Here is a 20,720-nt window from a genome sequence, read left to right as displayed (position 1 = left end):
GGTACCGGGGTCAGTATCCGAGCGGGCGGTCGCCCGTCGGAGATCCGGGGCGTCCCCGAAGGGGCGCCCCGGAAGGGGCGCGGGGAACTGCGCGATCAAGCACAGCGCACCCGCACCCAAGTACGGACCGTCTGGCCCGAGCTCTTAGTACTGCTCGGTCTCGACGAAGCCCGCGTCCGCGTCGTCGTCCGCACCGAAGGCGTCCGCAGCCGCGGTCGGGTCGAATCCGGGCGGGCTGTCCTTCAGGGCCAGGCCCATGCCGGCCAGCTTCGCCTTGACCTCGTCGATGGACTTCGCACCGAAGTTACGAATGTCGAGGAGGTCCGCCTCGGAGCGCGCGACCAGCTCACCCACGGAGTGGATGCCCTCACGCTTGAGGCAGTTGTACGACCGAACGGTGAGCTCGAGCTCCTCGATCGGCAGCGCCAGGTCGGCGGCAAGGGCGGCGTCCGTCGGGGACGGACCCATGTCGATGCCCTCGGCGTCGATGTTGAGCTCGCGGGCCAGACCGAACAGCTCGACCAGCGTCTTGCCGGCGGAGGCCATGGCGTCGCGGGGACGCATCGCCTGCTTGGTCTCGACGTCGACGATCAGCTTGTCGAAGTCGGTGCGCTGCTCGACACGCGTGGCCTCGACCTTGTACGTGACCTTCAGCACGGGGCTGTAGATCGAGTCGACCGGGATACGGCCGATCTCCTGGCCCACCTGCTTGTTCTGCACGGCGGAGACGTAACCGCGGCCACGCTCGACCGTGAGCTCCATCTCCAGCTTGCCCTTGCCGTTGAGCGTGGCGAGGACCAGGTCGGGGTTGTGCACCTCGACACCGGCCGGGGGCGCGATGTCGGCGGCGGTCACCAGACCCGGGCCCTGCTTGCGCAGGTACATCACGACCGGCTCGTCGTGCTCCGAGGAGACGACCAGCTGCTTGATGTTGAGGATCAGGTCGGTGACGTCCTCCTTGACGCCCGGCACGGTGGTGAACTCGTGCAGGACACCGTCGATGCGGATGCTGGTGACAGCAGCGCCGGGGATCGACGACAGGAGCGTACGGCGGAGGGAGTTGCCGAGGGTGTAGCCGAAGCCCGGCTCCAGCGGCTCGATCACGAACCGGGAGCGGAACTCGTCGACGACCTCTTCGGTCAACGAGGGACGCTGAGCGATCAGCATGTGTGGATCAAATCCTTCAGTCGGGGGCGCCCGCTATATGACGCCCGACCACACCGCACCCGGAGGGGTGCGGATACTGCAAGGGTACGGGCGATACGGCTCAAGCGAGCCGTACCGCCCGAAGGCCCGAAGAAGCGAACGTCAGACGCGACGACGCTTCGGCGGGCGGCAGCCGTTGTGCGGGGTCGGGGTGACGTCCTGGATGGAGCCGACCTCGAGGCCCGTGGCCTGCAGGGAGCGGATCGCGGTCTCACGACCGGAGCCCGGGCCCTTGACGAACACGTCGACCTTGCGCATGCCGTGCTCCTGGGCGCGGCGGGCGGCCGACTCGGCGGCCATCTGCGCGGCGAACGGCGTGGACTTCCGGGAGCCCTTGAAGCCGACGTGGCCGGCGGAGGCCCAGGAGATCACGTTGCCGGACGGGTCGGTGATCGAAACGATGGTGTTGTTGAACGTGCTCTTGATGTGCGCGTGACCGTGAGCGACGTTCTTCTTTTCCTTGCGGCGCACCTTCTTGGCAGCGCCCTGACGTCCCTTGGGGGGCATCCTTTAACTCCTACGGGAGGTGGTCGGTCCTACAGCGAAGACCGTGGACAGGTGTCCGCTGCGGACTACTTCTTGCCCGGCTTCTTCTTGCCGGCGATGGCGCGACGCGGGCCCTTACGGGTACGGGCGTTGGTGCTGGTGCGCTGACCGCGGACGGGCAGACCGCGACGGTGACGCAGACCCTGGTAGGTACCGATCTCGACCTTGCGGCGGATGTCGGCCTGGATCTCGCGACGGAGGTCACCCTCGGTCTTGATGTTGTTGTCGACGTACTCGCGGATCGCGACCAGCTGCTCCTCGGTCAGGTCCCGAACACGGGTGTTCGGGTCGACGCCGGTCGCAGCCAGCGTCTCCTTCGAGAGGGTCCGGCCGATGCCGAACACGTAGGTGAGGGCGATCTCCACGCGCTTTTCGCGCGGGATGTCGACACCGGAAACGCGTGCCATTCAATGGCTCCTGGTGATCTTCGGAGGTCTTCCACAGGACCGGTTCCCAGTCGCCGTATCAGGTACGAACTGGGTCCCCGGCCTCCGAACCGGGGGTGTCAAGCCGCCTCGAGCGGCTTGGGCCCTGCGTATGAACAAATTCAGCTCGCGTCGCGCGAAACTCTGCGATAGCGGTGCAGAGGGTGCGGTCGGTCGTGCGTCAGCCCTGGCGCTGCTTGTGGCGCGGGTTCTCGCAGATGACCATGACCCGGCCGTGACGGCGGATCACCCTGCACTTGTCGCAGATCTTCTTGACGCTCGGCTTGACCTTCATGGGATGTGAGGTTCTCCGGGTCAGTTGCCGGCGGCCCCGCTCACACGGGGCGTGGGCAAGATCTACTTGTAGCGGTAGACGATCCGGCCACGCGTCAGGTCGTACGGAGACAGCTCCACCACGACCCGGTCGTCAGGGAGGATGCGGATGTAGTGCATACGCATCTTGCCGCTGATGTGTGCCAGGACCTGGTGGCCGTTCTGGAGCTCGACCTTGAACATGGCGTTCGGAAGAGACTCGACGACAGTGCCCTCGATCTCGATGGCACCTTGCTTCTTGGCCACGCTTCGCCCTTCGAATCGACTACCTTGATCGACTCCTGGTGCGTCTTACGCGTGCATGCGGACATGCGGGTGCACAAGAGCCGACGAGTCAGTCTACGTCAGCGCACCCGGAAAGACGAATCGCGAAAGTCTGCCCCATCGGGGTGATCGCTATGCACGGGGGAACGGTTCCCTGACCGACGTCAGCCCGGCGGATCCGGCGCGGCGACGACCCCGTGCTCGGCGAGCTTCGCCCTGCCCCCGACCTCTCCTCGACGCCGCTCTCGCGGGCTCGGCGCCTGGGGCGCCGCACAGGCTTCGAGCGGCTGCGCCGGCCTCCGACCGGCGGTCGTGGGTCCAGGCCGACGTCAGCCCAGCGGATCCGGCGCGGCGACGACCCCGTGCTCGGCGAGCTTCGCCTTGCCCCCGTCGGGAGCCGTCAGCACCAGGGGGCCCTCCTCGGTGAGGGCGACGGAGTGCTCCCAGTGGGACGACCACGTGCCGTCCGTCGTGATGACCGTCCAGTCGTCCGACAGGACCTCGGTCTTCGGGGTGCCCAGCGACACCATCGGCTCGATCGCCAGGCAGAAACCGGGCACCAGCTTCGGGCCCTTGCCGCGGCGCCGGTCGACGTAGTTCAGCAGGTGCGGGTCCATGTGCATCTCGGTGCCGATGCCGTGGCCGCCGTAGTCCTCGATGATCCCGTACCGGCCGCCGCCCGGCTTCGGCTGCCGCCGGATGTACGTCTCGATGGCCCGGGAGACGTCGACGAGGCGGTTGCCCTGCTTCACCGCCGCGATGCCGGCCCACATGGACTCCTCGGTCACCCGGGACAGCTCGATGAGCTCCGGGGCGTGGCCGGAGCCGACGAACGCGGTGAACGCGGCGTCACCGTGCCAGCCGTCCACGATCGCCCCGGCGTCGATGGAGATGATGTCGCCGTCCTTGAGGACCACCTCGTCGGAGGGGATGCCGTGGACGACGACCTCGTTGACCGAGGTGCAGATGGTGGCGGGGAATCCGCCGTACCCCAGGAAGTTCGACTTCGCCCCGTGCTCGGCCAGCACCTTGCGGGCGACCTCGTCCAGGTCCTTCGTCGTGGCGCCCGGCACGGCCGCCTCGCGCGTGGCCGCGTGCACGGCGGCGACGACCAGCCCCGCCTCACGCATCTTGGCGATCTGCTCGCGGGTCTTGATCTGCACCATGGGGGCTGCGGCCTTTCTGGACCGGGGAGAGACGGACACCAACAAAGATACGGGGCGGCACGTCCAGCCCGTCCGGCGCTTCCGAACGGCCGTCGGGTCGGCACCCGCGCCCGGGGGCGCACAGCAGTGGCACCCCACACGACGGCCGCGGCCCCCGCCGGGGACCGCGGCCGTGGAGCGCCGGGAGCGACTACCTGTCGCCCACCTTCTGCTGGAGCGCCTCCATCGCGCGTGCCGTGACCTCTTCCACCTTGCCGAGGGCCGAGATCGTGACCACCAGGCCCTGGGCCTTGTAGTAGTCGATGATCGGCTCGGTCTGCGTGTGGTAGACCTCGAGGCGCTTGCGGACCGTCTCCTCGGAGTCGTCGTCCCGCTGGTACAGCTCCCCGCCGCAGACGTCGCAGACGCCTTCCTGCTTCGGCGCCTTGTACGACACGTGGAACACGTGCGACGAGTCGTTGCGGCACACCCGGCGGCCCGCGATGCGCTTGACGACCTCGTCCTCGGGGACCTCCAGGTCGAGCACCGCGTCCAGCTTCATGCCCTCGGCCTCGAGCATGTCGTCGAGCGCCTCGGCCTGCGAGACGTTGCGCGGGAAGCCGTCCAGGAGGAAGCCGCCCTGGGCGTCCGGCTGCTCCATGCGGTCCTTGGCCATCGCGATGGTGACCTCGTCGGGCACCAGGTTGCCCGCGTCCATGTAGGACTTCGCGAGTTTCCCGAGCTCCGTCTGCCGGCTGATGTTGGCGCGGAACAGGTCGCCCGTGGAGATGTGCGGGATCGACAGGTTCTTGGCGAGGAACGCGGCCTGCGTCCCCTTGCCGGCACCAGGCGGCCCGACGAGCACGATTCGCATCAGCGGAGGAACCCTTCGTAATTGCGCTGCTGGAGCTGGCTCTCGATCTGCTTCACCGTCTCGAGGCCGACACCCACGATGATCAGGATGCTGGTGCCACCGAACGGGAAGTTCTGGCTCGCCCCGAAGCCCACCAACGCCATTGTCGGTACGAGAGCGATCAGACCCAGGTACAGCGATCCCGGCCAGGTGATCCGGTTGAGTACGTACGACAGGTACTCAGCGGTGGGCCGACCGGCCCGGATGCCCGGGATGAAGCCACCATACTTCTTCATGTTGTCCGCGACTTCCTCGGGGTTGAACGAGATCGCCACGTAGAAGAACGCGAAGAACACGATCAGCAGGAAGTAGAGGGTGATGTAGATCGGGTGGTCGCCCTTGGTGAGGTTCTGCTGGATCCAGGACTTCCACCCGGAGTTGCCCCCGGCGAACTGCGCGATCAGTGCCGGGATGTAGAGCAGCGACGACGCGAAGATGACGGGGATCACACCCGCCTGGTTGACCTTGAGCGGGATGTACGTGGACGTGCCGCCGTAGGACCGGCGTCCGATCATCCGCTTGGCGTACTGCACGGGGATGCGCCGCTGCGCCTGCTCGACGAAGACCACCAGGCCGACCATGACCAGGCCGACCAGGATGACCGTGCCGAACTCGATCCAGCCGCCGGCCAGGGTGCCCTGCTTCTTGATCGCCCACAGCGCGGACGGGAAGGTCGCGGCGATCGAGATGAACATCAGGATGGACATGCCGTTGCCGATGCCGCGGTCGGTGATCAGCTCGCCGAGCCACATGACGACGGCGGTACCGGCGGTCATGCAGATGACCATCGTGATGGTGGTGAAGATCGACTGGTCGGGCACGATCGAGGACGCGACCGGGCAGCCCGAGAACAGGGCGCCGCTGCGGGCGGTGGCCACCAGACCGGTGCCCTGGAGGATCGCCAGCGCCACCGTCAGGTAGCGGGTGTACTGGGTGATCTTCGTCGTACCCGCCTGGCCCTCCTTCTTCAGGGCCTCGAGGCGCGGGATGACCACGGTCAGCAGCTGGAGAATGATGCTCGCCGTGATGTACGGCATGATGCCCAGCGCGAAAACCGTGATCTGCAGCAGCGCGCCGCCGCTGAACATGTTGACCAGACCGAACAGGCCCTGCTGTCCCTTGGCCACGTCGATACAGGTCTGAACGCTCTTGTAGTCGACGCCGGGGATCGGGATGTGCGTACCGACCCGGTAGAGCACGATGATCCCGAGCGTGAAGAGCAGCTTCTTGCGCAGGTCGGGCGTCCTGAACGCCCGGGCGAACGCGGTGAGCACGGTGCCTCCTGCGACCCCCGCGCAACTGCGTCAAGGGTGACGGTCTGAGTTTCCGACTGAACAAGGACAACAACGACATACGTAACGGTCGACTGCCGCCCCGGGTGCCCGAACCGCGACACCCGGTGAAACTGGGCAGTGCAGGCCACCATACCGGCGAGACTGCCCCCCTTGGAACGACCGACCGGGGATACCCCTGTGTGAGGTATCCCCGGTCGGGTTCGTTCAGGTCATCGAGACGCCCGAAGGTTTCAGACGAGCTCGGTGACGGTACCGCCGGCGGCGGTGATCTTCTCCTTGGCGGAGCCGGAGACGGCGTCGACCGTCACCTGCAGCGCCACGGAGATCTCGCCCTGGCCGAGCACCTTGACGAGCGCGTTCTTGCGAACGGCGCCCTTGGCCACCAGACCCTCGACGGTGACCTCGCCACCCTCGGGGTAGAGCGCGGCCAGCTTGTCGAGGTTCACGACCTGGTACTCGGTCTTGAACGGGTTCTTGAAGCCCTTCAGCTTCGGGAGGCGCATGTGCAGCGGCATCTGGCCACCCTCGAAGCGCTCCGGAACCTGGTAGCGGGCCTTCGTGCCCTTGGTACCACGACCGGCCGTCTTACCCTTCGACGCCTCACCACGACCGACACGGGTCTTGGCGGTCTTGGCGCCCGGGGCGGGACGGAGGTTGTGGATCTTGAGCGGGTTCTGCTCCGCCATGATCAGTCGACCTCCTCGACCGTCACGAGGTGGCGGACGGTGTGCACCATGCCGCGGAACTCGGGACGGTCCTCCTTGACGACCACGTCACCCAGGCGCTTGAGGCCCAGGGAACGCAGGGTGTCGCGGTGGTTCTGCTTGCTGCCGATGTAGGACTTCGTCTGCGTGATCTTGAGCTGCGCCATGATTACGCACCCGCCCCGGCACGCGCACGCAGCAGGGCCGCGGGGGCGACGTCCTCGAGCGGCAGACCACGGCGGGCCGCGATCTCCTCGGGACGCTGCAGGCCCTTCAGGGCCTCCACGGTCGCGTGCACGATGTTGATCGCGTTGTCGGAGCCGAGCGACTTCGACAGCACGTCGTGGATACCGGCGCACTCGAGCACGGCACGCACCGGACCACCGGCGATAACACCGGTACCGGGCGACGCGGGCTTGAGCAGCACGACGCCGGCAGCCTTCTCACCCTGGATCGGGTGCGGGATGGTGCCCTGGATCCGGGGGACCTTGAAGAAGTGCTTCTTGGCCTCCTCAACGCCCTTGGCGATGGCGGCCGGCACCTCCTTGGCCTTGCCGTATCCGACACCCACGGTGCCGTCACCGTCGCCCACCACGACCAGCGCGGTGAAGCTGAAGCGACGACCACCCTTCACAACCTTGGCGACGCGGTTGATCGCGACGACGCGCTCAACGTACGCGGTCTTCTCGGCGGCAGCTGCGCCGCCGTCACGGCCCTTCCGGTCCCGCCGCTCGCCGCCACCGGCACCGCCACCGCGGCGCTGGGGTCCAGCCATTGGAATTACCTCTCTCTGTCTCCGCTAGCTACGGCAGGCTCAGAACTTGAGCCCGGCTTCGCGGGCGGCGTCCGCCAGAGCGGCGATGCGCCCGGCGTACTGGTTGCCACCACGGTCGAACACGACGGCCTCGACACCGGCGGCCTTGGCACGCTCGGCGACCAGGGCGCCGACCTGCTTGGCCTGCGCGGACTTGTCGCCCTCGCCACCGCGGATCGAGCTGTCCAGCGTGGACGCCGACGCCAGGGTGTGGCCCTTGAGGTCGTCGATCACCTGCGCCACGATGTGGCGGTTCGAGCGGGTCACGACCAGACGGGGACGCTCCGCCGTACCGGAGATCCGCTTGCGGATCCGGATGTGACGGCGCTTGATCGCGGCGCGCTTGTAGGCGTCGCCCTTGAGGATCTTCTGCCCGTATGCCATGGCTTACTTACCCGCCTTTCCGACCTTGCGGCGGATGACTTCGCCCTCGTACTTGACGCCCTTGGCCTTGTACGGGTCGGGCTTGCGCAGCTTGCGGATGTTGGCCGCAACCTCGCCGACCTTCTGCTTGTCGATGCCCTCGACCGAGAAGCGGGTCGGGGTCTCCACCTTGAAGGTGATGCCCTCGGGCGCCTCGACGGTGATCGGGTGGCTGTAGCCGAGCGCGAACTCGAGGTTCGAGCCCTTGGCCGTCACGCGGTAACCGACACCGCTGATCTCGAGCTTCTTCACGTAACCCTGGGTCACGCCGGTGATCATGTTCGCCACCAGCGTGCGGGACAGGCCGTGCAGGGCCTTGTTCTGACGCTCGTCGTTGGGGCGGGTCACCTGCAGGGTGCCGTCCTCGCCCTTGGCGATGTCGATCGGCGCGGCAACGGTGTGGGTCAGTTCGCCCTTGGGGCCCTTGACCGAGACCGTACGGCCGTCGATGGTGACGTCCACGCCGGCGGGAACCGCGATGGGGAGCTTGCCGATGCGCGACATAGCTGTTTCCTCCGTTCCCTTCCGCTACCAGACGTAGGCGAGGACTTCCCCACCCACGCCCTTCTTGCCGGCCTGCTTGTCGGTGAGGAGCCCGTGCGACGTGGAGATGATCGCCACGCCGAGGCCGCCAAGCACCTTCGGCAGGTTGGTGGACTTCGCGTACACCCGGAGACCGGGCTTGGAGATCCGCTTGATGCCCGCGATGGAGCGCTCACGGTTGGGGCCGAACTTCAGCTCGAGGACGAGGTTCTTGCCGACCTCGGCGTCCTCGACGCGCCAGCCCGTGATGAAGCCCTCCTGCTGGAGGATCTCCGCGATGTGCGACTTGATCTTGGAGTGCGGCATCGTCACGGTGTCGTGGTACGCCGCGTTCGCGTTCCGCAGACGCGTGAGCATGTCTGCGATCGGATCAGTCATGGTCATGAATTGGCCTTCGGCCTCTCTCGCCGGGGTTTCCTGGTGCGCCATCCCTCTCCCCGATCCGAGACGGGACGGGTGCGGCGCGGTGGACCTACGGCGTAGTAAGTCGTAAGGGCGGCGACAGACGCCCAACCCCACAAGCCTAAGGCATGTGGGCTGGGCGTCCTGCCGCCCCAGTTGCTTACCGAGAGCCCTGGGACATCCCCAAGTGGGGGATTACCAGGAGCTCTTGGTCACGCCCGGCAGCTCGCCACGGTGAGCCATCTCACGAAGGCACACGCGGCAGAGGCCGAACTTGCGGTACACGGAGTGCGGACGACCGCAGCGCTGGCAGCGGGTGTACGCGCGCACACCGAACTTGGGCTTGCGAGCAGCCTTCGCGATGAGAGCCTTCTTCGCCATCTCGCTCACGCCTCCTTGAACGGGAAGCCGAGGTGACGGAGAAGGGCACGGCCCTCTTCGTCGTTGGTCGCCGTGGTGACCACGGTGATGTCCATACCCCGGACGCGGTCGATCTTGTCCTGGTCGATCTCGTGGAACATGACCTGCTCCGTGAGACCGAAGGTGTAGTTGCCACGGCCGTCGAACTGCTTGGGGGACAGGCCGCGGAAGTCGCGGATGCGCGGCAGCGCGAGCGACAGGGTGCGGTCCAGGAACTCCCACATGCGGTCGCCACGGAGCGTGACGTGGGCACCGATCGGCTGGCCCTCACGCAGCTTGAACTGCGCGATGGACTTGCGGGCCTTGGTGACGGCCGGCTTCTGACCGGTGATCGTGGTGAGGTCGCGGATGGCGCCCTCGATCAGCTTGGAGTCGCGGGCGGCGTCGCCCACACCCATGTTGACCACGATCTTGACGAGGCCGGGGACCTGCATGACGTTCTCGTACTTGAACTCGTCACGCAGCTTGCCCGCGATCTCCTCGCGGTACTTCTGCTTCAGACGCGGAGTGGTGGTGGTAGCCATCAGATGTCCTCACCCGTCCGCTTGGCAACGCGGATCTTGTTGCCGTTCTCGTCGAAGCGGTAGCCGACGCGGGTCACGACCTTCTTGCCGTCCTTCTCCACGACCAGCTGAACGTTGGACACGTGGATGGGGGCCTCGGTCGTGATGATGCCGCCGGCCTGCGAGCCGCGAGCGGTCGGACCAGCCTTGGTGTGCTTCTTGACCCGGTTGACACCCTCGACCAGGACGCGCTCCTCGCGCGGGAAAGCGGCAATGACCTTGCCCTGCTTGCCCTTGTCCTTGCCGGTGATGACCTGGACCAGGTCGCCCTTCTTGATCTTCATGCTTACAGCACCTCCGGCGCGAGCGAGATGATCTTCATGAACTTCTTCTCGCGCAGCTCACGGCCGACCGGGCCGAAGATGCGGGTGCCGCGAGGGTCGCCGTCGTTCTTCAGAATGACGGCGGCGTTCTCGTCGAAGCGGATGTACGAGCCGTCCGGACGGCGGCGCTCCTTGACGGTGCGAACGATGACCGCCTTGACGACGTCACCCTTCTTCACGTTGCCACCGGGGATCGCGTCCTTGACGGTGGCGACGATGACGTCACCGATGCCCGCGTAGCGGCGACCGGAGCCACCGAGCACACGGATGCAAAGGATCTCCTTCGCACCAGTGTTGTCGGCGACACGCAGTCGCGACTCCTGCTGGATCACGTCTATCTCCTGATCGTCTGCCGGTTCCCTCCGGGGGTGAGCCGGAGAGCCTGGCGGAACTGTCCTGCGGGGATACCCCCGCAGGAATTACTGGCCGATTCCGGCCGGGGGCCGCGTGCACGCCCACGCTGTGCGCGCGAACCACTCGCGGACCGGCCAGCCCCGGCGGAGGCCCTTCGGGCCCCGCCGAGCGGCGGTTTGGCCCCGCGGATCGCTCCGCGGGAGTTTTTCGGTCTGGCGAAACCCCCTGCCGGGGCCTGTCGGCCGGGCGGCCCGGGGGCCTGCCGGGCGGAAGTCCCCGGCGGGGGTCAGCGGGGGCTTCAGCCCCCGCTTATTACTTCGCCTTCTCGAGGATCTCGACGACGCGCCAGCGCTTGGTCGCGGACAGCGGCCGGGTCTCCATCAGGAGGACGCGGTCGCCGACACCCGCGGCGTTCTGCTCGTCGTGCGCCTTGAGCTTGTTCGTACGGCGGATGACCTTGCCGTACAGCGCGTGCTTGACACGGTCCTCGACGGCGACGACGACGGTCTTGTCCATCTTGTCGCTGACGACGAGACCCTCACGGGTCTTGCGGAAGCCGCGCGCCTCAGTCTTCTCAGTCACGTTGTTCTCGCTCATCAGGCGTTCTCCACCGTTTCGATGCCCAGCTCACGCTCGCGCATCAGGGTGTAGATCCGCGCGATGTCCTTGCGGACCGCCTTCAGACGGCCGTGGTTCTCGAGCTGGCCCGTCGCCGCCTGGAAGCGGAGGTTGAACAGCTCTTCCTTGGCCTCGCGGAGCTTGCCCAGAAGCTCCTCGTTGCCCAGCTCGCGCAGCTCGGACGCCTTGGTACCGGCCGACATCACGCTTCACCTGCCTCGCGCTTGACGATCCGGCACTTCATCGGCAGCTTGTGGGCCGCACGAGTCAGCGCCTCACGGGCGATCTTCTCGTTGGGGTACGACAGCTCGAACATCACGCGTCCGGGCTTGACGTTGGCGATCCACCACTCCGGAGAACCCTTACCGGAACCCATGCGGGTCTCGGCGGGCTTCTTGGTGAGCGGACGGTCCGGGTAGATGTTGATCCAGACCTTGCCACCACGCTTGATGTGACGCGTCATGGCGATACGAGCGGCCTCGATCTGACGGTTCGTCACGTACGCCGGGGTGAGCGCCTGGATGCCGTACTCGCCGAACGCAACCGTCGTGCCACCCTTGGCCGCACCGTCGCGCTTGGGGTGGTGCTGCTTGCGGTGCTTGACCCTACGGGGGATCAGCATGTCGGTCAGGCCTCCGTTCCGGTGCTCTCAGCCGGAGCGGCAGGGGCCTCGGCCTTGGGGGCCTCGGCGCCGGCAGCCTGCTGCGGCTTGCGACCGCGCCGCTCGCCACCGCGGCCACCACGGGCCGGGCGGTCGGCACCGCCGCGCGCCGGGCGGTTACCCGCACGGGCGGCAGCGTTCTCGGCGCGGACCTCGGCGATGTTCTTGACGTCGCCCTTGTAGATCCAGACCTTCACACCGATGCGGCCGAAGGTCGTCTTGGCCTCGAAGAAGCCGTAGTCCACGTTCGCGCGGAGCGTGTGCAGGGGCACACGGCCCTCGCGGTAGAACTCCGAGCGGGACATCTCGGCGCCGCCGAGGCGGCCACCGCACTGGATCTTGATGCCCTTGGCGCCGGCCTTCATGGCGGACTGCATGCTCTTGCGCATGGCCCGACGGAAGGAGACGCGGGAGGAGAGCTGCTCGGCGACGGCCTGGGCCACGAGCTGAGCGTCGGTCTCGGGGTTCTTGACCTCGAGGATGTTCAGCTGGACCTGCTTGCCCGTGAGCTTCTCGAGGTCGCCGCGGATGCGGTCGGCCTCGGCGCCACGGCGGCCGATGACGATGCCCGGACGCGCGGTGTGGATGTCCACGCGGACGCGGTCACGGGTGCGCTCGATCTCCACCTTGGAGATGCCGGCGCGCTCCATGCCGGACGTCATCATCCGACGGATGGCGACGTCTTCCTTGACGTAGTCCTTGTAGAGCTTGTCGGCGTACCAACGCGACTTGAAGTCGGTCGTGACACCGAGCCGGAACCCATGCGGGTTTACCTTCTGGCCCATTACCGGGTTCCTTCCTTGCTGCTGACGACCACGGTGATGTGGCTGGTCCGCTTGCGGATCCGGTAGGCACGGCCCTGGGCACGCGGACGGAACCGCTTCAGGGTCGGGCCCTCGTCGACGTACGCCTCGGAAACGAAGAGGCTGTCGACATCGGTGTGGTCGTAGTTGTGCGCGGCGTTGGCGATGGCGCTGTCCAGCACCTTGCCGACCGGCACGGAGGCGGCCTGCGGAGCGAATCGCAGGACGGCCTGGGCCTCCGTGGCGTTCATGCCACGGATGAGGTCCACCACGCGGCGGGCCTTCATGGGCGTGACGCGGATGTACCGCGCCTGGGCCCTGGCTTCCATGGTTGTCCCTTCAGTTACTTACGTGTCTGAATGCGATCCGCTACTAGCGGCGCTTCGACTTCCGGTCTTCCTTGACGTGGCCCCGGAAGGTGCGCGTCGGCGAGAACTCGCCGAGCTTGTGGCCGACCATCGACTCGGTGACGAACACCGGGATGTGGGTCTTGCCGTTGTGCACCGCGATCGTGTGGCCGAGCATGGCCGGGACGATCATCGAGCGGCGGGACCAGGTCTTGATGACGTTCTTGGTGCCGGCTTCGTTCTGCGAGTCCACCTTCTTCATCAGGTGGTCGTCGACGAAGGGCCCCTTCTTCAAGCTACGAGGCATCTCAACCCGTCCTTAGCGCTTCTTGTTCGTCTTGCGGCGGCGGACGATGTACTTGTTGCTCGCCTTCTTGGGAGAACGCGTACGACCTTCCTTCTGGCCCCACGGGGACACGGGGTGACGGCCACCGGAGGTACGGCCCTCACCACCACCGTGCGGGTGGTCGACCGGGTTCATGACCACACCACGCACGGTCGGGCGAACGCCCAGCCAGCGCTTGCGGCCCGCCTTGCCCCAGTTGATGTTCGACTGCTCGGCGTTGCCGACCTCGCCGACGGTGGCGCGGCAGCGGACGTCGACCAGGCGGATCTCACCGGACGGCATGCGCAGGTGGGCGTAGGCGCCCTCCTTCGCGAGCAGCTGCACGGAGGCACCGGCGGAGCGGGCGAACTTGGCGCCGCCACCGGGACGGAGCTCGATCGCGTGGATCGTGGTACCGACCGGGATGTTGCGGAGGGCCAGGTTGTTGCCCGGCTTGATGTCGGCCCCGGGACCGTTCTCCACGGTGTCGCCCTGCTGCAGGTTGCGCGGGGCGAGGATGTAGCGCTTCTCGCCGTCGGCGTAGTGCAGCAGCGCGATGCGCGCGGTGCGGTTGGGGTCGTACTCGATGTGCGCGACCTTCGCCGGCACGCCGTCCTTGTCGTGACGACGGAAGTCGATCACGCGGTAGGCGCGCTTGTGGCCACCGCCCTGGTGGCGGACGGTCACACGACCGGAATTGTTACGGCCGCCCTTGCTGTGCAGGGGACGGACCAGCGACTTCTCCGGCGTGGACCGCGTGACCTCGACGAAGTCGGCGACGCTGGCGCCACGACGGCCCGGCGTAGTCGGCTTGTACTTGCGGATACCCATTTCTCAGTCCTCGTCCGATATCGGACGATCCGGACCGCCCTTAGGCGGTCGGACCGCCGAAGATGTCGATACGGTCGCCCTCGGCGAGGGTCACGATCGCGCGCTTGGTGGCCGCACGCTGACCGAAGCCGGTGCGGGTCCGCTTGCGCTTGCCCTGGCGGTTGATCGTGTTGACCCCGGTGACCTTGACCGAGAAGACCGCCTGGACGGCCTGCTTGATCTGGGTCTTGTTGGCGCTCGGGTCCACGACGAACGTGTACTTGTTCTCGTCGAGGAGCGCGTAGCTCTTCTCCGAGACGACCGGCTTGATCAGGACGTCACGGGGGTCCGTGTACGACTTGCTCAGCGGGGTCTCGACGGTGTTCTTGCCCTCGGCGGCGTGACGACGCGCCTTGGCGACGCGCGCGGCCTTGGCGGCCTTGGCGGCCTTCGAGGCAATGGCGGGGTGACGGATAGCCATCAGACCTCGCTCCCTTCGGTGTCAGTGGCCTTCGGGCCGGACACGAAGGACTCGAAAGCGGCCTGGGTGAAGACCACGTCGTCGGAGACGATCACGTCGTACGTGTTCAGCTGGCCCGGCTCCAGGATGTGGACCTGGGGCAGGTTGCGAGCGGACAGCACGGCCTTCTCGTTCTCGCGGTCGACGACCAGCAGCACGTTCTTGCGCTCGCTGATCTTGGCGAGGAGAGCCTTGGCGGCCTTGGTGGAGATGTCCGACTCGACCACGTCGGTCACGACGTGGATGCGGTTGTTGCGGGCCCGGTCGGTGAGGGCGTGGCGCAGGGCCGCGGCCTTCATCTTCTTCGGGGTCCGCTGCGAGTAGTCGCGCGGCACGGGACCGTGCACGACGCCACCACCGGCGAACTGCGGCGCGCGGGTCGAACCCTGGCGGGCGCGACCGGTGCCCTTCTGGCGGTACGGCTTCTTGCCGCCACCACGGACCTCGCCGCGGGTCTTCGTCTTGTGCGTGCCCTGGCGGGCAGCGGCCAGCTGCGCGACGACGACCTGGTGGATCAGCGGGATGCTGACCTTCTCAACGCCGAAGATCTCCGCGGGGAGCTCGACGGAACCGGCCTTCTCGCCCGCCGGCGAAAGGATGTCAACAGTGCTCATCGGTTACCTCAGGCCCCCTTGGCCGCGGTGCGGACCAGGACGAGGCCGCCGTTCGGACCGGGAACCGCGCCCTTGATGAGCAGCAGACCCTTCTCCGCGTCAACGGCGTGGACGGTCAGGTTCTGGGTGGTGACCCGCTCGTTGCCCATGCGACCCGCCATGCGGAGGCCCTTGAACACACGGCCCGGGGTGGCGCAGCCACCGATGGAGCCGGGGGAGCGGTGCTTGCGCTGGGTGCCGTGACCGGCGCCGAGGCCCTTGAAGTTGTGACGCTTCATGACACCGGCGAAGCCCTTGCCCTTGCTCTTGCCGGTGACGTCGACCTTCGTACCGGCCTCGAACACCTCAGCGGTGATCTCCTGGCCGAGCGTGTACTCGGAGGCGTCCGCGGTGCGGATCTCGACGAGGTGACGACGGGGGGTGACGTCGGCCTTGGCGAAGTGACCCTTGAGGGGCTTGTTCACCTTGCGCGGGTCGATCTCGCCGAAGGCGATCTGGACGGACTCGTAGCCGTCGACGTCGTTCGTACGGACCTGGGTGACGACGTTCGGCCCGGCCTTGACGACGGTGACCGGGACAACGCGGTTGTTGTCGTCCCACACCTGCGTCATACCGAGCTTCTCGCCCAGGATGCCCTTGATCTGCTTAGCCATCTCTTCAGATCACCGGCCTCAGAGCTTGATCTCGATGTCGACGCCGGCCGGGAGGTCGAGTCGCATCAGAGAGTCAACGGTCTTGGGGGTCGGGTCGAGGATGTCGATCAGGCGCTTGTGCGTGCGCATCTCGAAGTGCTCGCGCGAGTCCTTGTACTTGTGCGGCGACTTGATGACGCAGTACACGTTCTTCTCAGTGGGCAGCGGCACCGGGCCCGCGACCGACGCACCAGTGCGGGTCACCGTCTCGACGATCTTCTTCGCCGAGGAGTCGATGACCTCGTGGTCGTAGGCCTTGAGCCGGATGCGGATCTTCTGTCCCGCCATGGCTACTTCGTAGTCCTGTCTCTCTTACGCTCTGGAACCCGGAGTTCCCTGCCCTCGCCCTCCGACCCACGCGGTCGGGCGTGTCGCGCCCCCGCTGACACAGATGTCCCTTGTTCGAACATCCCTGCGGGATTGCGCACGGCCCTGCGAACCGCGCCGACGGGGACCGAAGGGCCCACCGGGTGCCTGGTCGGCGCCGCGCCCACGCTTCCCGGAAGATTCCCGTACGTCCGCCCCAGCGCTGCCGTCAGGCAGTTAGGGCGACGAGTACTGTGGGACTCGCTTCCGGTCCTCCCGGCGGGAGGCGCGCAGCATCAACACTCGACCGAGCAACTCCGACAGTCTGCCATATAGGGCGGGGGCCTGGCCAATCGGGCCGGAGAGAATACCCCCGGGGTGACGTGGGTCAAACCCAAGTGCCTTGACCGCCCCCTCGAAGCAGCCTCCCAGGTGCCACCAGCCGCTTTCACCTCGGTAACGGTGTCCCGGCCGCAATGGATCCCTGCTCATCTCCGCTCTACTCTGTGCCAGCTGTTGAACACGGAGCGCATGGGGATGCGCTGGGGTGGGGGTACGACATGACATCGAGGCTGCGCGGATCCGGCAGATGGCTGCCGCGTACCAGTGTGGTCATCGGCACTGCCGTACTGATGCTGGGGCTGCTTCCGGTCACGGCCGAGGCACACCGCGACGGATGCCACCGCTGGCATTCGTGTCCTTCGGACACCGGTTCGTACGTGTGCGGAGATCTGGGGTACGACACGTACTGCGGCGGGTCGGACGGTAGCGATCCTTCCGCGTCCGTGGACATCACGGCCCCCCGTCAGCCCGAGGTCGCCCGGCCGCACGCGGGCAAAGCCGGCAGGGTCAGCCTGACGGTCACCGCCGAGCGGGGGGCGCGGATCGAGGTCGCGGAGACCGACGAGTACGGCACCGCCGGTCGCACCGTCGCGAAGGCCACGGCGACCGGAAGCGCCCAGACGGTCACTTTCACTGCCGCCAGCGGCTCACACACGTACACCGTCACGGCCACCGACGCCGCCGGCAACACCAGCGACGAGTCCGACGACATCACGATCGACATCGACGCGGACGCTCCGGCCATCAGTGGCTTCTCCGTCGCGGATCCGGACGCGGCGACCGCGACTTCTCGGGTCGCGTTCGCTTCCGAGGCGGGTGCGGCGTACGAGCTCACCGTCTCGGGCCGCAAGGAGCGGATCACCGGCACCGTAGGCAGCGACGGGCATGTCTCGGACGCGGGTCTCGTCCTGCCGAACGGCAGCTACACCACCCGGCTGGCAGTGACCGACGAGGCGGGCAACGTCCGTCGCGCGGAGCGGAGCGTGCGCGTCGACCTCGATGCCCTCACCCCGCGCCTGAGCGCCGACCGGGCACGCGGCTCGGACCAGGTGCGGTTCACGGTCACGGCCCCGCCGCGCAGCAAGGGCCGGCTCACGGTCGGTGACGCAGTGGACCGCGCCTTCACGACGGACGGGGACGGCCTGGCCACGATCAGCACACCGATGGCGGACGGACGGTACCCGGCACCGGTCGTCACGGTCGCCGACCCATACGGACGGACCGGCCGTACGGCGGGCCGGAACCTGGTCGTCGACACCGCTTCCCCGGCGGTGAAGGTCACGTCGGACAGCGATCGCGCAGCTCACGGCGACCTGTCCCTCACCGTGACCACCGAGGAACATGCCAAGGTCACGGTGGCGTACGGCTCCGGCGCACACGACGGTTTCACCTCGACCGGGCACGCGGCGACCGTCGTCAAGGCGCTCACCGCGGGCACCTACCGAGTCAGGGTCAGTGCCACCGACGCGTACGGCAACACCACGACCAAGCAACTGAACGTCGCGGTGGACGACCAGCTGACCACGGCCGAGTGGCTGGTGCTGCTGGTGAAGGTGCTCCTCGTCCTCGCACTGCTCGTTGCGGCCTGGTACGTCCACCGCCGCACTCGACCCGCCCGTGAGGCCCGGAGGGCGAGGCGCGCGGCAGAGCAGTACGAGCGCGAGCTGCGGGCATGGGAGCAGGAGCGCGAGAGACTGGTCGAACTCGCCGAGTTCGCGGCGGAGTTGGGGGGCGGCGAAGGAACCGGCAGTGGATGGCCGGCGGACTGGGGCAAGCGGAAGCGCGGCGAGTCGGCGTGGTGGGTGATCGACGCCGAGATGGTGGAGCGTTCCGCAGGCGGTCAGGACGTCGCCGTACGCGACTCCGGAACGCTGGTGGTCACCGCCCAGCGGGTGCTGTTCGTCGGCAGGAGCAGGCGTGAGTGGCTCTTCGGCAAGCTTCTGCGGGTCGAGCACTCGTGCCCGGACATCACGTGGATGCAGGTGGCCAACCGCGCCAACGTTTCCGGCGTCCGCTACCGACGAGAGCCCGAGAAGACGCGCATCGCCGTCGAGTCGGCCATCGCCGAGGCCCCGTCCGGCCAGGCCCCCGAACTCGGCGCGGGCCGCGGAGCCCTCCTGGCCCGGCTGCGACAGGCCATCACGGCCCACGACCGGCAACGGCCGTCTCAGCCCGAGCCGCCCACACCGACGCCGCAGACCGGGGCGGTGCCATCGGTCACGACGAACGCCGTGCCCTGACCTCGGTAACCGACACCGTCCTCACGGTTGCTCCAGGCGCCCGGCTCAGCCTCTCGACGCGTACATCACGAAGTCCGCCCACGCGGTCGGCGTGAGGGCGAGCCGGGGGCCGCTCGGGTTTTTGGAGTCGCGGACGTGGATGGTGGCGGGCGCTACCGCTATCTCCACGCAGGAGTTGCCATCAGGGCCGTCGCTGTAGCTGCTCTTGAACCACGCCAGCTCAGAGCTGTCTCTGACGGACGCCTTGCGGATCATGTTTCTCCCAGCACTTGCTCGATGAAAGCCAGCGACTCCCGGGGCGTGAGAGCCTGAGCCCGGATGGTGCCGTACCGCAGCTCAAGGACCCGGAGCTGTTTCGGATCGGTGGTCGGTCGACCGCTGTACGCGCCGTCGGAGCGGCCCACTGCTGTGCCGTCCGCGAACTTCAGCACTTCGATCTTCCCGTTCAGTCCGGGGTGAGCCTCGGAGTTTGTCGGCATCACTTGCAGTGTGACGTTACGCAACCGCCCCACCTCCAGCAGATGTTCGAGCTGCTGGCGCCACACCATTGTGCCTCCGACCGGGCGGCGGAGCGTGGCCTCTTCCTGGACAAAGCTGAGCGAGGGTGCAGGCGAACGCTCGAAGATGGACTGCCGCGCCATGCGGGCGGCCACCATGCGCTCCACCTCCTCGGGCGAGTACGCAGGCTGCCATGCCTCGAACAGCGCTCGTGCGTGCTCCGGCGTCTGCAGCAAACCGTGGATGCTGAGCCCGACGTACACGCCCAGTTCAACCGCTCGGGCCTCCATCTGCGCCAAGTCCCGCACCTGCTTCGGATACCGGACCTTCTTCACGTCCTCCTTCATCGCCGAGAGCAGCCCGCCCGCCCCCAGCACCTCGTCCGCCCTGTCCAGGTACTCGGGCCGGGGGATCCGCTTTCCGCTCTCGATCTTGTAGACCAGGTCCTCGCCGTACCCGACGGCCTTCCCGAAGTCGGCTGCCCGCATCCCCACCGCCTCCCGCCGCAGCTTCAGCTGCCGCCCGACGGTGGCGACGACGGCCACTCCCCACTCGTCGTCCGGATCCACCTCCCATCCCGGCTCGTCGGCCTCCCCCTTGAGCCGACCCGCGTCACCGTCGACGAGCATCCCGCCCCTCCCTCTCCCGACAGCCCGGACACCACCGGACAACCTCCGGACAGTCACCGTACGCAACGGCGTCGTCACTGTTCACGGTAGGCAGGTACGGCCACTCTGAGTGATGTGAATCAGGAAATCGCCGAATCCACCGACCAACTCGGCCACGCCGTCCGGAACTTCAGCGTGCTGCTCTCCTCCACCCCGCGCGGAGCCCGTCTCGCCCGTCTGCTCGCCACCGAGCAACTGCGCACCTGGGGACTCCCGTTGGAGGCGCCGGGCCATGTCGTCGCCGAACTGGCGGCCAACGCGGTGACCCACGGCCGGGTGCCGGGACGGGATTTCCGGCTCATGCTCTACGTGGTCGGCGACACCCTTCGCATCGAAGTGACCGACACCCGCTGTGAACGGCTCCCCCAGCTCCGCCAGCCCGCCGCCGGCTCCGAGTCCGGCCGGGGCCTGGTCCTCGTGGACGCACTCGCGGACCGCTGGGGCGTACGGGAGGACCGCTTCCCGCGCAAGACCGTATGGGCGGAACTGCGCTGCTCAGAGCCGGAACCCACCCCCACGGGCTGCGGTGGCGAAGGCGATTCCCACCCAAAGAACTCCGGGAAGAAATGACCCCGCCAAGCCCCACCCCTCCGCCCGGGGCCC

Annotated in this window: 33 protein-coding genes; 2 read left to right on the top strand and 31 right to left on the bottom strand. The window is 67.5% G+C overall.

Annotation, left to right across the window (positions count from 1 at the left end):
* Positions 1 to 144 precede the first annotated feature (144 nt).
* From SY2F82_RS11090 to rpsJ, 29 genes are all read right to left on the bottom strand, one after another.
* The gene (locus SY2F82_RS11090; RefSeq protein ID WP_003966937.1) at positions 145 to 1,167 is read right to left on the bottom strand and encodes a DNA-directed RNA polymerase subunit alpha; all 1,023 of its coding nucleotides are present in this window, start codon (positions 1,165 to 1,167) and stop codon (positions 145 to 147) included.
* Positions 1,168 to 1,308: 141 nt separating this feature from the next.
* Entirely contained in the window at positions 1,309 to 1,713 is a 405-nt protein-coding gene (gene rpsK, locus SY2F82_RS11085) for a 30S ribosomal protein S11 (RefSeq protein ID WP_003956432.1), read from the bottom strand.
* Between the two features lie 65 nt (positions 1,714 to 1,778).
* Positions 1,779 to 2,159: a 30S ribosomal protein S13 gene (rpsM, locus tag SY2F82_RS11080; protein WP_067240336.1), complete on the bottom strand. Its 381-nt coding sequence runs from the start codon at positions 2,157 to 2,159 to the stop codon at positions 1,779 to 1,781.
* Positions 2,160 to 2,358: 199 nt separating this feature from the next.
* A complete protein-coding gene (gene rpmJ, locus SY2F82_RS11075) occupies positions 2,359 to 2,472 on the bottom strand; it encodes a 50S ribosomal protein L36 (RefSeq protein ID WP_003998809.1) in 114 nt (37 codons plus the stop codon).
* A gap of 62 nt (positions 2,473 to 2,534) precedes the next feature.
* Positions 2,535 to 2,756 carry a translation initiation factor IF-1 gene (gene infA / locus SY2F82_RS11070; RefSeq protein ID WP_003948620.1) on the bottom strand — a complete coding sequence of 74 codons (222 nt, stop codon included), beginning with the start codon at positions 2,754 to 2,756 and terminating at the stop codon, positions 2,535 to 2,537.
* A gap of 347 nt (positions 2,757 to 3,103) precedes the next feature.
* Positions 3,104 to 3,940: a type I methionyl aminopeptidase gene (map, locus tag SY2F82_RS11065; protein WP_200418833.1), complete on the bottom strand. Its 837-nt coding sequence runs from the start codon at positions 3,938 to 3,940 to the stop codon at positions 3,104 to 3,106.
* A gap of 190 nt (positions 3,941 to 4,130) precedes the next feature.
* Positions 4,131 to 4,793, bottom strand: coding sequence for an adenylate kinase (locus tag SY2F82_RS11060; protein WP_200418832.1), 663 nt, complete (start codon positions 4,791 to 4,793; stop codon positions 4,131 to 4,133).
* Positions 4,793 to 6,106 carry a preprotein translocase subunit SecY gene (gene secY, locus SY2F82_RS11055; RefSeq protein WP_200418831.1) on the bottom strand — a complete coding sequence of 438 codons (1,314 nt, stop codon included), beginning with the start codon at positions 6,104 to 6,106 and terminating at the stop codon, positions 4,793 to 4,795. The genes SY2F82_RS11060 and secY overlap by 1 nt, the downstream gene beginning before the upstream one ends.
* A 251-nt stretch (positions 6,107 to 6,357) precedes the next feature.
* Positions 6,358 to 6,813 (bottom strand): 50S ribosomal protein L15, encoded by a 456-nt coding sequence (gene rplO, locus SY2F82_RS11050; protein ID WP_059127184.1) that lies wholly within the window; start codon positions 6,811 to 6,813, stop codon positions 6,358 to 6,360.
* A gap of 2 nt (positions 6,814 to 6,815) precedes the next feature.
* Complete coding sequence (gene rpmD / locus SY2F82_RS11045; protein ID WP_009190145.1) at positions 6,816 to 6,998, bottom strand: 50S ribosomal protein L30; 183 nt, start codon at positions 6,996 to 6,998, stop codon at positions 6,816 to 6,818.
* A 2-nt stretch (positions 6,999 to 7,000) separates the two neighbouring features.
* Entirely contained in the window at positions 7,001 to 7,606 is a 606-nt protein-coding gene (gene rpsE / locus SY2F82_RS11040; RefSeq protein ID WP_009190144.1) for a 30S ribosomal protein S5, read from the bottom strand.
* A gap of 39 nt (positions 7,607 to 7,645) precedes the next feature.
* On the bottom strand, positions 7,646 to 8,029 hold the full coding sequence (gene rplR, locus SY2F82_RS11035) for a 50S ribosomal protein L18 (RefSeq protein ID WP_028420764.1): 384 nt from the start codon (positions 8,027 to 8,029) through the stop codon (positions 7,646 to 7,648).
* 3 nt (positions 8,030 to 8,032) lie between these two features.
* Positions 8,033 to 8,572 carry a 50S ribosomal protein L6 gene (gene rplF / locus SY2F82_RS11030; protein WP_200418830.1) on the bottom strand — a complete coding sequence of 180 codons (540 nt, stop codon included), beginning with the start codon at positions 8,570 to 8,572 and terminating at the stop codon, positions 8,033 to 8,035.
* A 24-nt stretch (positions 8,573 to 8,596) separates the two neighbouring features.
* Positions 8,597 to 8,995, bottom strand: a complete 399-nt coding sequence (gene rpsH / locus SY2F82_RS11025; RefSeq protein WP_103837545.1) for a 30S ribosomal protein S8 — start codon at positions 8,993 to 8,995, stop codon at positions 8,597 to 8,599.
* Positions 8,996 to 9,208: 213 nt separating this feature from the next.
* Positions 9,209 to 9,394 carry a type Z 30S ribosomal protein S14 gene (locus tag SY2F82_RS11020; protein WP_003956452.1) on the bottom strand — a complete coding sequence of 62 codons (186 nt, stop codon included), beginning with the start codon at positions 9,392 to 9,394 and terminating at the stop codon, positions 9,209 to 9,211.
* Positions 9,395 to 9,399: 5 nt separating this feature from the next.
* The gene (rplE, locus tag SY2F82_RS11015; RefSeq protein ID WP_030345436.1) at positions 9,400 to 9,957 is read right to left on the bottom strand and encodes a 50S ribosomal protein L5; all 558 of its coding nucleotides are present in this window, start codon (positions 9,955 to 9,957) and stop codon (positions 9,400 to 9,402) included.
* Positions 9,957 to 10,280 (bottom strand): 50S ribosomal protein L24, encoded by a 324-nt coding sequence (gene rplX / locus SY2F82_RS11010; RefSeq protein ID WP_200418829.1) that lies wholly within the window; start codon positions 10,278 to 10,280, stop codon positions 9,957 to 9,959. The genes rplE and rplX overlap by 1 nt, the downstream gene beginning before the upstream one ends.
* A 2-nt stretch (positions 10,281 to 10,282) precedes the next feature.
* Positions 10,283 to 10,651, bottom strand: coding sequence for a 50S ribosomal protein L14 (gene rplN / locus SY2F82_RS11005; RefSeq protein WP_003998823.1), 369 nt, complete (start codon positions 10,649 to 10,651; stop codon positions 10,283 to 10,285).
* A gap of 334 nt (positions 10,652 to 10,985) precedes the next feature.
* Entirely contained in the window at positions 10,986 to 11,270 is a 285-nt protein-coding gene (rpsQ, locus tag SY2F82_RS11000; protein ID WP_200418828.1) for a 30S ribosomal protein S17, read from the bottom strand.
* Positions 11,270 to 11,494, bottom strand: a complete 225-nt coding sequence (rpmC, locus tag SY2F82_RS10995) for a 50S ribosomal protein L29 (RefSeq protein ID WP_018564811.1) — start codon at positions 11,492 to 11,494, stop codon at positions 11,270 to 11,272. The genes rpsQ and rpmC overlap by 1 nt, the downstream gene beginning before the upstream one ends.
* The gene (gene rplP, locus SY2F82_RS10990; protein ID WP_103837549.1) at positions 11,494 to 11,913 is read right to left on the bottom strand and encodes a 50S ribosomal protein L16; all 420 of its coding nucleotides are present in this window, start codon (positions 11,911 to 11,913) and stop codon (positions 11,494 to 11,496) included. Before rplP ends, rpmC begins: the two co-directional genes overlap by 1 nt.
* A gap of 5 nt (positions 11,914 to 11,918) precedes the next feature.
* Positions 11,919 to 12,737, bottom strand: coding sequence for a 30S ribosomal protein S3 (gene rpsC / locus SY2F82_RS10985; protein ID WP_055706471.1), 819 nt, complete (start codon positions 12,735 to 12,737; stop codon positions 11,919 to 11,921).
* Complete coding sequence (rplV, locus tag SY2F82_RS10980) at positions 12,737 to 13,084, bottom strand: 50S ribosomal protein L22 (RefSeq protein WP_030601197.1); 348 nt, start codon at positions 13,082 to 13,084, stop codon at positions 12,737 to 12,739. Before rplV ends, rpsC begins: the two co-directional genes overlap by 1 nt.
* A gap of 43 nt (positions 13,085 to 13,127) precedes the next feature.
* On the bottom strand, positions 13,128 to 13,409 hold the full coding sequence (gene rpsS, locus SY2F82_RS10975; RefSeq protein ID WP_039656232.1) for a 30S ribosomal protein S19: 282 nt from the start codon (positions 13,407 to 13,409) through the stop codon (positions 13,128 to 13,130).
* A gap of 12 nt (positions 13,410 to 13,421) precedes the next feature.
* Positions 13,422 to 14,258 (bottom strand): 50S ribosomal protein L2, encoded by an 837-nt coding sequence (rplB, locus tag SY2F82_RS10970; protein ID WP_200418827.1) that lies wholly within the window; start codon positions 14,256 to 14,258, stop codon positions 13,422 to 13,424.
* Positions 14,259 to 14,298: 40 nt separating this feature from the next.
* Entirely contained in the window at positions 14,299 to 14,718 is a 420-nt protein-coding gene (gene rplW, locus SY2F82_RS10965) for a 50S ribosomal protein L23 (RefSeq protein ID WP_200418826.1), read from the bottom strand.
* Entirely contained in the window at positions 14,718 to 15,371 is a 654-nt protein-coding gene (rplD, locus tag SY2F82_RS10960) for a 50S ribosomal protein L4 (RefSeq protein ID WP_200418825.1), read from the bottom strand. The genes rplW and rplD overlap by 1 nt, the downstream gene beginning before the upstream one ends.
* An 8-nt stretch (positions 15,372 to 15,379) precedes the next feature.
* Positions 15,380 to 16,024, bottom strand: coding sequence for a 50S ribosomal protein L3 (gene rplC / locus SY2F82_RS10955; protein WP_200418824.1), 645 nt, complete (start codon positions 16,022 to 16,024; stop codon positions 15,380 to 15,382).
* A gap of 18 nt (positions 16,025 to 16,042) precedes the next feature.
* Complete coding sequence (gene rpsJ, locus SY2F82_RS10950; RefSeq protein WP_003948644.1) at positions 16,043 to 16,351, bottom strand: 30S ribosomal protein S10; 309 nt, start codon at positions 16,349 to 16,351, stop codon at positions 16,043 to 16,045.
* A gap of 803 nt (positions 16,352 to 17,154) precedes the next feature.
* Between rpsJ and SY2F82_RS10945 the strand changes: the two genes are divergently transcribed.
* Complete coding sequence (locus SY2F82_RS10945) at positions 17,155 to 18,951, top strand: Ig-like domain-containing protein (protein WP_200418823.1); 1,797 nt, start codon at positions 17,155 to 17,157, stop codon at positions 18,949 to 18,951.
* A 45-nt stretch (positions 18,952 to 18,996) separates the two neighbouring features.
* Here SY2F82_RS10945 and SY2F82_RS10940 read toward each other — a convergent pair whose 3' ends face one another.
* Together SY2F82_RS10940 and SY2F82_RS10935 are read right to left on the bottom strand one after the other, a co-directional pair.
* The gene (locus tag SY2F82_RS10940; protein ID WP_200418822.1) at positions 18,997 to 19,206 is read right to left on the bottom strand and encodes a DUF397 domain-containing protein; all 210 of its coding nucleotides are present in this window, start codon (positions 19,204 to 19,206) and stop codon (positions 18,997 to 18,999) included.
* Positions 19,203 to 20,078 carry a helix-turn-helix transcriptional regulator gene (locus SY2F82_RS10935; RefSeq protein ID WP_200419407.1) on the bottom strand — a complete coding sequence of 292 codons (876 nt, stop codon included), beginning with the start codon at positions 20,076 to 20,078 and terminating at the stop codon, positions 19,203 to 19,205. The genes SY2F82_RS10940 and SY2F82_RS10935 overlap by 4 nt, the downstream gene beginning before the upstream one ends.
* A 114-nt stretch (positions 20,079 to 20,192) precedes the next feature.
* On the opposite strand from SY2F82_RS10935, the gene SY2F82_RS10930 reads away from it, so the two are divergent.
* A complete protein-coding gene (locus SY2F82_RS10930; RefSeq protein ID WP_200418821.1) occupies positions 20,193 to 20,687 on the top strand; it encodes an ATP-binding protein in 495 nt (164 codons plus the stop codon).
* The last annotated feature ends 33 nt before the right edge of the window (positions 20,688 to 20,720 follow it).

The organism is Streptomyces sp. Y2F8-2 (assembly GCF_014905555.1).
Taxonomy (GTDB): Bacteria; Actinomycetota; Actinomycetes; order Streptomycetales; family Streptomycetaceae; genus Streptomyces; species Streptomyces cynarae.
Note: the sequence above shows the minus strand (reverse complement) of the source record. Positions and strands in the feature narration are given on the sequence as shown.